Raw genomic sequence first — 9,364 nt, 5'->3', positions numbered from 1 at the left:
GGCCCGGCCGCCCCCCCCCCGCGCCCGTCAGGCGCGGCCGTTGCCGGTGGTCGGCGGGTCGACGGCGAACAGCTGGTCCTCCACGTGGTCGAGGGCGACGCGCAGCGCGCCCATCGCCACGACCTCGGAGCCGAGCGCGGCGAGCGCCACCTCGGGGGCGCGGAGGGTGAACTGGGCGAGGCGCTCGCGCAGCGGTTCCAGGACGCCGTCGAGGCCGGCCGCCCAGCCGCCGATCACGACGAGCTGCGGGTCGATGGCGAGGACGAGCGCGGCGACGCCCTGGACCAGGCGGGTGAGGAAGCGGTCCATGGCGACCTTCGCCACCTCGTCGCCCTCCCGCGCGAGCCGCAGGACGCGGGCGACGGCGGCCTCGTCGAGCGGGTTGAGCGGCTTGCCGGTGGTGGAGAGGAGTCGCTCGGGGGTGACCTCCTGGCCGAGCAGGTGGAGGGCGCCGATCTCGCCGGCCGCCCCGCCGTGGCCGCGGTGCAGCCTGCCGTTGATGAGGGAGCCGGCGCCGGGGCTGAGGCCGGCCATGACGAAGACGACGTCGCCGGCGCCGACCGCCGCGCCCTGCCAGTGTTCGGCGATGGCGGCGAGGTTGGCGTCGTTCTCGATCAGGACGGGGCAGCGGAAGGAGCGCCGCAGCCGGGCGCCGAGGTCGAGACCGGTCCAGCCGGGCATGGCGGTGCCGAGTTGGATGGTGCCGTCGCGGTCGACGATGCCGGGGGTGCCGATGCCGACGGCCCAGAGGTTGTCGCGGGAGATGCCGGCCTTGCGCAGGACCTCGGCGACGGCGGTGCGGACGGCGGCGAGCCGGTCCTCGGCGTCCAGGGTCTCGTCGACCGGCTTGAAGTGACTGCCCACCACCTCGCCGGTGAGGTCGGCGAGGATGACGCGGATGTCGTGCACGCCGACCTCGATGCCGAGGATGTGCCCGGCCTCGGCGCGGAACCGGAACCAGCGGGCCGGTCGGCCGCGCCGGCCGGTGCCGGGCTGGCCGTCCTCCTTGGGCTGGTCGACCTCGGCGACCAGCCCGGTTTCGACCAGACCCTCGATGACGCCCTCGACGGTCGGGCGGGAGAGCCCGGTCTCGCCGACGAGCTGAGTGAGGGTCACGGAGTGGCCGGTCCGCAGCGCCCGAAGCGTGACCGCCGCGTTGATCCGCCGCAGCAGCGAGGAGTCTCCTCCGGTGAGCCGATCCGCCAATGCGATGCCCTTCGCCGTTCGCGCGACTGCCCTGGCGCGCGGTGTCGAGTGCGCGGTGCCCACCGAATGGCCCGCGGGGGGTGTGCCACCCCCGGAACGCGGCACGGCGGCGCGGGGCCGCCTGCGCCAGGGCCGGAGGACAAGCGGAGCCTACCCGGGGGTGGGCCCGGTGGGCGAGAATCCTTGCAGCTCATCCAGGCTTCGGTATCGAAATGGTACGCATCGGGTGGTGGTGCACGACCCGGGCTTCACGGCCCGGCCACGGGCCGCCCGCCGCCGGGCCGCCGGGACCGTACCGACCAGCGGGAACGGGCGGAGAGCAGCGAGCCGAGGCTCAGCCGGGAGCCGGCCGACAGGGCGCTGAGCACGGAGCCGGCCGACCCGAGGGACAGGACGCTGCCGGCGGACCCGACCGAGAGGACGCTGCCGGCCGACCCGATCGAGAGGACGGAGCCGGCCGAGCCGATCGACAGCACCGAGCCGACGGACCCGACGGAGGCGATCGAGCAGACGGAGGCGATCGAGGAGCGGGAGGCGATGGAGCAGACGGAGGCCAGGGAGGCCGGGGAGGCCAGGGAGGCCTTGGACCGGAGCGACCGCGGCCGCCGCTGGGGCTGGAAGGGGCGCAAGGGCGGCAAGCGCCGCAGGAACTGCACGGGGGAGTCGGGCACGGCCCGATGGTAGCGGCGGCTCAGGGCATCCGCGCCGCGAACAGCCGCTGCCCGAGCAGTCCCATCGGGTGCCCGTCCTCGGGCAGCGCGAGGACGGTCGGGCAGCCGGCGGCGGTGAGGGCGGCCCGCCAGCGCTCGGCGGGGAGCGCCGGGAAGTCGGGGGCGGCGGGGGCGGCGGAGACCGCGGCGGCAGGGGATCCCGGGGAGGCCGGGGAGCCGGCGCCGGCCTCGGCGTTCCCCGTGATCAGCAGGTCGAGCTGTTCGCCGGTGGGCGCGAGCAGCAGCAGCTGCCCGCCGGGCGCGAGCAGGTCGACCAGCTCCGGGACGGCGGTGTCCGGGTGGCCGGTCACGGTGGCGACGACGAGGTCGTAGCGGCCGCCGTCGGGCAGCTGGTGGTGGTCGGCGCCGGGGCGGGGCCGGGTGGCGAGGGCCCGGGTGACGGTGGAGTCGGCGTCGTCCTGGCCGAGTTCGAGGATGCGCAGCGGCTGTGGCCCGTCGTGGGTCTCGGCGAGGCCGCGGACCAGCGCGCCGAGGGCGGCGCCGAGGTAGCCGCGGGCGGCCGTCCAGCGGATCGGGGCGGCGGCCGGGCGGGGTGCCTCCTCGCCGGTGATCAGCCGGGGCAGCCGTAGTGCGCCGCGCCGGATCCGGTCCAGGGCGGCGACCGGGCCGAGCCCGTCGTTCCAGGTCTCGACGGCGGGCCGCCAGGCCTCCCGGACCTCGGCCGCGGTGAGTTCGGGTCGGCCGTAGTGGACGTCGTCGTGCCGGGTGATCAGGCCGTGTCGGGTGAGTGCGTCGAGCCAGCGGCCGACCCGGGGCCGCTGGGCGGGGGTGACGAGGGCGGCGGCGAGGATCTCGGCCTCGGTGTGTCCGTGCCCGGGGTCGGTGAGGACGCCGCTCTGCTGGAGGGTCAGCAGCAGTGCGGACAGGACGGCGTGGTCGAGGTGGGTGCCGAAGGCCTGGACCTGTTCGGCGGTGACGCCTATGGCGTGTTTCCAGGCGATGGCGTCGGCGGCGTCGGCGGCGGTGCGCAGTCGCCGGTCGGCGGCTTCGGCGTGGCTGTGCGGGGCGCGGACGTGGGCGAGGACGGCGCCGAGCGCGTCGACGGCGGCGTACACGTCGTCCTGCCGGGGTTCGGGGCCGACGTGCAGGACGAGCCGCAGGGCGCCGAGGTCGTGGTCGGCGAGGTCGGGGCGGCGGCTGAGGCGCCACAGCAGGGTGGAGGGGAGGCTGAGGTGGGTGGTGGCGCTGGCGGCGAGGTCGACGAGCTGTTGCTCGGGGTCCTGCCGGGGGTCGCCGCAGTGGACGGTGCCGCCGGCGAGCAGGGTGGCGAGGGCGAGTTCGACGGCGAGGTCGGTGGCGGGGTGGAGCACGGTGTGCCGGATGGGCGGCGGGCCGAGGACGCCCGCCCAGTGCCGCAGCCGCTGTTCGGCGGTGCGGGCGGCGGAGGGCGGCAGCGCGGCGTGGGCGGCGACGCGCTGGGCGAGGGTCCGGGGCAGGCCGCCCGGCGGGGAGACGCCGAGCAGCAGGCCGATGCCGCTGATCGCGCGCCCGTCGGCGACGACGGCGGGTCGGTCGCCGAGTTCGCGCAGCGCGCTGACCAGGGCGGGAGTCGTGGGCACGGTGATCACTCCGGGGTGCGGGGGAGAAACCGCACTACTGAACCACGCGGTCGGGCCGGGTGATGCCGTGCACGGGTCAAACTTCTGTAATGATTTTCATATCGGCCAGCCAAGGTGGGTGTTCGATCTCCACCCGAAGTGGTCGGAACTTCGCATTCCGGATCTGGTGTGCGACCCCTTGACAGCCGGTACGGGCGCTGGGTTACTTGGCGTGCGGGTCGTCCTGACCGAACGATCGGTCGGCGCACCCGTCCCGGCCGACCTGCGGAGGAGCGACGATGACCGGCAGCGCACCCGCCCCGAGCCCGTACGGCGAAGAGCCCGCCTGCGGTGAAGAGCCCGGCCGTGGCGAAAAGCCCGCCCGGCGCCTGGGTGAGCCGATCCCGCCCGCGCTGCTGGACGCCGGCGAGCGGATGGGCGTCGACGAGCTGCGCGCCCACCAGCTCACCTGCCTCCGGGCCACCCTGCGCCACGCGTACGACAACGTCGAGCTGTACCGCCGCAAGTTCGACGCGGCCGGCGTCGGCCCCGAGGACTGCCGCACCCTGGCCGACCTCGCCCGCTTCCCCTTCACCACCAAGGCCGACTTGCGCGAGGGCTACCCGTTCGGCATGTTCGCCGTCCCGATGGAGCAGGTCCGCCGGATCCACGCCTCCAGCGGCACCACCGGGCGCCCGGCCGTCGTCGGCTACACCGAGCACGACCTGTCGATGTGGGCCGACGTGGTCGCCCGGTCGATCCGCGCGGCCGGCGGCAGGCCCGGGCACAAGGTGCACATCGCGTACGGCTACGGGCTGTTCACCGGCGGGCTGGGCGCGCACTACGGCGCCGAGCGGGCCGGCTGCACCGTCATCCCGGCCTCCGGCGGCATGACGGCCCGGCAGGTGCAGCTGATCCAGGACTTCCGTCCCGAGATCATCATGGTCACCCCCTCCTACCTGCTCACCCTGCTCGACGAGTTCGAGAAGCAGGGCGTCGACCCGCGCAGCACCTCGCTGCGCATCGGCATCTTCGGCGCCGAGCCGTGGACGGAGGAGATGCGGCGCGAGATCGAGGACCGGCTCGACCTGCACGCCGTCGACATCTACGGCCTCTCCGAGGTGGTCGGCCCCGGCGTGGCGCAGGAGTGCGTGGAGACCAAGGACGGGCTGCACATCTGGGAGGACCACTTCTACCCGGAGATCGTGGACCCGTTCACCGACCAGGTGCTGCCCGACGGCGAGGGCGGCGAACTGGTCTTCACCTCGCTCACCAAGGAGGCGCTGCCGGTCATCCGCTACCGCACCCGCGACCTCAGCCGGCTGCTGCCCGGCACCGCGCGGCCGGCCTTCCGGCGGATGGAGAAGGTCACCGGGCGCAGCGACGACATGATCATCCTGCGCGGGGTGAACGTCTTCCCGACCCAGATCGAGGAGGTGCTGCTGCGGACCCCGGGCGTCGCGCCGCACTTCCAGCTGCGGCTCACCCGGCAGGGGCGGCTGGACCACATGACCGTCCGGGTTGAGGCGAGGCCGGACGCCCCGGCCGAGCAGCGGGCGGCGGCGCGGGAGGCGATCGTCCGGGCGGTGAAGGACGGGGTGGGCGTCACGGTCGCGGTCGAGGTGGTGGAGCCGTACGCGCTGGAACGCTCGGTCGGGAAGATCCGGCGGGTGGTCGACGAGCGGGGGTGAGGCCGGAGGGGGCCCGCAGTCCTGGGGCCTGGGTGAGCGTGGGGCCCAGGGGCGTGGGGCCTGCGAGGCCGGAGGCGTAGGGCTGTCCGGGGGGTGATGCCCTACGCCTCCAGCGTCTACATCAATGTAGACGGTCAGGCGGTGGAGCGTCCAGCCGCCCTCCGCCGACGGCGCGCCCGGGCCGCCAGGCCGAGGGCGGACACCATCAGCACCGCCAGCGCCAGGCTCACCGGGCCGGTGCCCAGCCCGAGGCCGCCCCGGTCGGCGCCCACGCCCAGCCAGTCCGCGAACGAGGCGCCCAGCGGACGGGTCAGCACGTACGCCCACCAGAACCCGGCCACCGGGCCCACCCAGCGGGCCCGCGCCGCCACCGCCGGGACGGCGATCAGCACGGCGAAGCCCAGACCGGCCAGCAAGTACCCGGCGCGCAGCGTGGCCGCCGTCAGATCGCCCAGCGCCGTGCCCAGGGCGAAGGTCAGCAGCACCGCGGCCCAGTAGAACAGCTCCCGGCGCAGCCCGGTCACCCGGTCGATCGCAAGCGAGCCCTCCACCCGGTGCCAGAGCACGAACAGCGCGGCCAGCGCCACCGCCAGCCCGCCCGCCGACACCGCGTACGGCACGCCCAGCGCGACGTGCGCGACATCGGCGACCATCGTGCCGAACACGCTGACCAGCACCACCACCGCCCAGTACACCCCGGGCACGCAGCGGCGCAGCCGCAGCTGGACCAGCAGCGCCACGGCGAGCAACAGCCCGGCCGCCGCAACCGCCGGCACCGGGCCGACGGTGTGCGCCAGGAAGTCCGACAGGGTCTCGCCCATACCGGTGGTCAGCACCTTCACCAGCCAGAACCAGCCGTCCACCGCCGGGACCTTGCTGGCCCCCGCCGGGGCTCCCTCGGCAGGGGTGCCCCCGGCCAGGGCGTCTGGGCGGGCCGCGACCCGTGTCATCGTCGCGGCCCGGGCCGTCGTCGCGTGCCGGATCGTCGTCGCGTGCCGGGCCACGTCAGCGCCCGGACCCGTCGACGACCGTGTTCCCGGTCAGCTCACCGCTGGTGCCGTCCACGGTCACCAGGTGACGCACGCCGTCCGGGCCCACGACCACCACGGCCCAGGCGGCGGAGCCGCCCTGCTGGGCGACGCGCCGCAGCGACTCGGCCCGCCCGCCGGGGACGGCGCCCTGCGCCTTCTCCAGCGCGGTCGAGGCGGCGAGGGAGGGGAGCGGGGCGGGGGCGGTCCGGCCGCGCTTGGCGTGTCCCTCGCCCCGGTCGCTCCCGGCGGTCCCGTCGGTCCCGTCGTGCGCGGTGCGGCCGCCGTTGCGGCCACCGTGCTCGTCGGACGAGCCGCCCTCGGCCCGGCTCAGCCCGCGGTGGTCCCCGCGCCCGTGCTCCTCGTGCGCGACCGCCAGTGCCACCAGCCCGCCCGCGCCGATCAGCGCGACGGCGGCCACCCCGGCGGCGATCCGGCGCTCCCGTCCGCCCGCCCAACCGCGCAGCCGCGCCGCCCGGGGCCGCTTCGACTGCGGCTGCGCCTGCTGGGTCGGCTGCGCCTGCGAAGCCTGCTCCGGGTCCGCCGGGTCCGCCGGGCCTTCCGGGAGCGGGGTGGTGGACGACGTGGCGTCGCTCATCGGGCGTTCTCCTTGCCTTGGCTGCTCAGCGCGCCCGGATCCCCCCGGGCGCGCCCGGCGATCATGGCGGACCGTTCCTGAACCCCCGCTTAAGCCGCCGACGGACCGCGCGGAACCACCTGGCACCCTGAACGGATGCACATACTCGTCGTCGAGGACGAACGCCGGATGGCCACCGCGCTGCGCCGCGGCCTGGAGGCCGACGGCCACACCGTCGACACCGCCCACAACGGGCCCGAAGGCCTCGCCCTCGCCGACCGCCACCCCTACGACGTGATCGTCCTCGACATCATGCTGCCCGGCCTCAACGGCTACCGGGTCTGCGCCCGGCTGCGCGCGAGCGGCTGCCGGGCCGGGATCCTGATGCTCACCGCCAAGGACGGCGAATGGGACGAGGCGGAGGCCCTGGACACCGGCGCCGACGACTACCTGTCCAAGCCGTTCTCCTTCGTCGTGCTGCTCGCCCGGCTGCGCGCCCTGCACCGCCGGGTCGACCAGCGGCGCCCGCGCCTGCACACCCTCGGTGACCTGGTCCTCGATGCCAACGCCCGCACCTGCGTCCGGGCCGGCCACCCCACCCAGCTGACCGCCCGTGAGTTCGCGATCCTGGAGTACCTGGCCGCGCGCGCCGGGACGGTGGTCTCCAAGCGGGAGATCCTCGACCACGTCTGGGACGCCGACCACGACGCCGACCCGAGCATCGTCGAGGTCCACATCCACGCCCTGCGGCGCAAGATCGACGCCCCGTTCGGCCGCGCCGCCCTCCAGACCATGCGCGGCGCCGGCTACCGGCTCGCCCCCGACGGCGGCTGAGATGCGCCCGCGCCTGTGCCCGCGCCGCCTCCTCACCCCGCCGCGCCGCCCCGGGCTCCCACGCCCGCTGCGCCGCTTCGTCCCCCGGTCCGTGCGCGCCCGGGCCACCGCCGCCGCCGGTACGGTGCTCGCCGCGGCCCTGGCCCTGGCCGGCGCCGGACTGCTGACCGCCCTGCACGCCGACCTGGTCGCCTCCGCCGCCTCCGCCACCCGGCAGCAGGCCGAGTCCGTCGCCCAACTCGCCGTCCAGGGGCGGCTGACGCCCGTCCTGCACGCCGGCCACGGCACCGACTTCCTCCAGGCCGTCGACGCCCATGGCACCGTCCTCGCCGCCAGCCCCAACCTGGCCGGCCGGACCGCCCTCACCGCCGCCCACCGCACCGGCTCGCGCACCACCGACGACGTCGACCCGCTGTACGACCACCACCGCCAGCGGCTCACCGCCGTCACCGCCGACACCCCGGGCGGGCCGGTCACCGTCTACGCGGGCGCCTCGTTGCGCGCCGCCGACGAGGCACTCGACACCACCCAGGCCGCGCTCGCCGTCGCCTGCCCGCTGCTGCTGCTCATCGGCGTGGTCGTCACCTGGCGGGTGACCGGGCACGCGCTGCGGCCGGTGGAGGCCATCCGCGCCGAGGTCGACGCGATCACCGGGCGGGACCTGCACCGGCGTGTCCCCGAGCCCGGAACCGCCGACGAGATCGCCCGCCTGGCCGCCACCATGAACGCGATGCTCGACCGGCTGGAGGCCTCCGGACGGCGCCAGCGGCAGTTCATCGCCGACGCCTCGCACGAACTGCGCAGCCCGCTCGCGGTGCTGCGCACCCAGTTGGAGGTCGCCGACACCCACCCCGACCCGGCCGTCCGGGCCGAACTGGTGCACGGCGCGCTCCAGGACACCGACCGGCTGCAGAGCCTCGCCACCGACCTGCTGCTGCTCGCCCGGCTCGACGCGGGCGGCGCCGAGGACCGGCCCCGGCAGCGGATCGACCTCACCGGGCTGGTCGCCGCCACCGTGCTCGGCCGCCCGGCCGGCCCGCACCGGCGCACCACCGACCTGGCCCCCGCGGTGGCCGTCGAAGGCATTCCTCTCTGGCTCGGCCGGCTGCTCACCAACCTGCTCGACAACGCCGACCGGCACGCGGCGGGCGCCGTCCACGTCCGGCTCGCCGCCGACCGCGCCCGGGGCGTGGCCGTCCTGGACGTCGAGGACGACGGCCCGGGCATCCCGCCCGCCGACCGTGAGCGCGTCTTCGAACGCTTCACCCGCCTCGACGACGCCCGCAGCCGCGACGAGGGCGGCAGCGGCCTGGGCCTGCCGATCGCCCGCGACATCGCCCGCCACCACGGCGGCACCCTGGCCGTCACCCCGACGCCGTCCGGGGCCCGGCTCACGGCGACCCTCCCGCTGGCCGCCGTCCCGTCGGCCCCCGCCCCGGGGCCTGCCGTCCCGCTGGCCCCCGCCCCGGGGCCTGCCGTCCCGCCGGCCCCCGCCCCGGGGCCTGCCGTCCCGCCAGCCTCCGCCTCGCGGACGCCTTTTGACGGACACCCGCCGACGGTGGCTTGAGACCCATTCGGCGCACCGGGATCGTGGTCGCGGCCGAAGGTTCCCAGACTCGAACGAAAGAGGGGTGGACCCAACCAATCGGAAAGGCATCCTCATGAGCATCGGGCTGCGCCGCGTCCTCGCGGTGACCGCAGCGATTTCCCTCGGCCTGGGCGCGGCGTCCTGCGACAGCGCGTCGCAGTCGTCCAGCGG

Annotated in this window: 8 protein-coding genes; 3 read left to right on the top strand and 5 right to left on the bottom strand. The window is 75.9% G+C overall.

Translation table 11 applies throughout. The features are described 5' to 3' along the window. Nucleotides 1–27: 27 nt before the first annotated feature. The 3 genes from ACFV6I_RS33685 to ACFV6I_RS33675 form a co-directional block, all read right to left on the bottom strand. Nucleotides 28–1,206 carry an ROK family protein gene (locus tag ACFV6I_RS33685; protein WP_063346257.1) on the bottom strand — a complete coding sequence of 393 codons (1,179 nt, stop codon included), beginning with the start codon at nt 1,204–1,206 and terminating at the stop codon, nt 28–30. Between the two features lie 248 nt (nt 1,207–1,454). Then, entirely contained in the window at nt 1,455–1,877 is a 423-nt protein-coding gene (locus tag ACFV6I_RS33680; RefSeq protein WP_380429501.1) for a hypothetical protein, read from the bottom strand. A gap of 20 nt (nt 1,878–1,897) precedes the next feature. Then, nucleotides 1,898–3,496 carry a hypothetical protein gene (locus tag ACFV6I_RS33675; protein WP_380429498.1) on the bottom strand — a complete coding sequence of 533 codons (1,599 nt, stop codon included), beginning with the start codon at nt 3,494–3,496 and terminating at the stop codon, nt 1,898–1,900. Between the two features lie 413 nt (nt 3,497–3,909). On the opposite strand from ACFV6I_RS33675, the gene paaK reads away from it, so the two are divergent. Continuing rightward, nucleotides 3,910–5,166: a phenylacetate--CoA ligase PaaK gene (paaK, locus tag ACFV6I_RS33670; RefSeq protein WP_244293574.1), complete on the top strand. Its 1,257-nt coding sequence runs from the start codon at nt 3,910–3,912 to the stop codon at nt 5,164–5,166. Nucleotides 5,167–5,300: 134 nt separating this feature from the next. On the opposite strand, the gene ACFV6I_RS33665 is transcribed toward paaK, so the two are convergent. Together ACFV6I_RS33665 and ACFV6I_RS33660 are read right to left on the bottom strand one after the other, a co-directional pair. Next, entirely contained in the window at nt 5,301–6,029 is a 729-nt protein-coding gene (locus tag ACFV6I_RS33665) for a hypothetical protein (protein WP_380429496.1), read from the bottom strand. 142 nt (nt 6,030–6,171) lie between these two features. After that, on the bottom strand, nt 6,172–6,792 hold the full coding sequence (locus ACFV6I_RS33660) for a hypothetical protein (RefSeq protein WP_380429493.1): 621 nt from the start codon (nt 6,790–6,792) through the stop codon (nt 6,172–6,174). A 135-nt stretch (nt 6,793–6,927) separates the two neighbouring features. Between ACFV6I_RS33660 and ACFV6I_RS33655 the strand changes: the two genes are divergently transcribed. Both ACFV6I_RS33655 and ACFV6I_RS33650 read left to right on the top strand, forming a co-directional pair. Then, nucleotides 6,928–7,605, top strand: coding sequence for a response regulator transcription factor (locus ACFV6I_RS33655; RefSeq protein WP_063346253.1), 678 nt, complete (start codon nt 6,928–6,930; stop codon nt 7,603–7,605). Nucleotide 7,606: 1 nt separating this feature from the next. Next, nucleotides 7,607–9,172 carry an ATP-binding protein gene (locus tag ACFV6I_RS33650; protein WP_380429491.1) on the top strand — a complete coding sequence of 522 codons (1,566 nt, stop codon included), beginning with the start codon at nt 7,607–7,609 and terminating at the stop codon, nt 9,170–9,172. The last annotated feature ends 192 nt before the right edge of the window (nt 9,173–9,364 follow it).

Origin of the sequence: Kitasatospora sp. NPDC059803, from assembly GCF_042732255.1 — a bacterium.
Taxonomy (GTDB): Bacteria; Actinomycetota; Actinomycetes; order Streptomycetales; family Streptomycetaceae; genus Kitasatospora.
This window is presented reverse-complemented; position numbering and strand designations above follow the sequence as displayed.

What these genes read in the sequence shown, in the direction of transcription:
- paaK (WP_244293574.1), top strand. Translation starts at nt 3,910, where the DNA reads ATGGGCGTCGACGAGCTGCGCGCCCACCAGCTCACCTGCCTCCGGGCC.
- ACFV6I_RS33660 (WP_380429493.1), bottom strand. Translation starts at nt 6,792, where the DNA reads ATGAGCGACGCCACGTCGTCCACCACCCCGCTCCCGGAAGGCCCGGCG.
- ACFV6I_RS33655 (WP_063346253.1), top strand. Translation starts at nt 6,928, where the DNA reads ATGCACATACTCGTCGTCGAGGACGAACGCCGGATGGCCACCGCGCTG.
- ACFV6I_RS33650 (WP_380429491.1), top strand. Translation starts at nt 7,607, where the DNA reads ATGCGCCCGCGCCTGTGCCCGCGCCGCCTCCTCACCCCGCCGCGCCGC.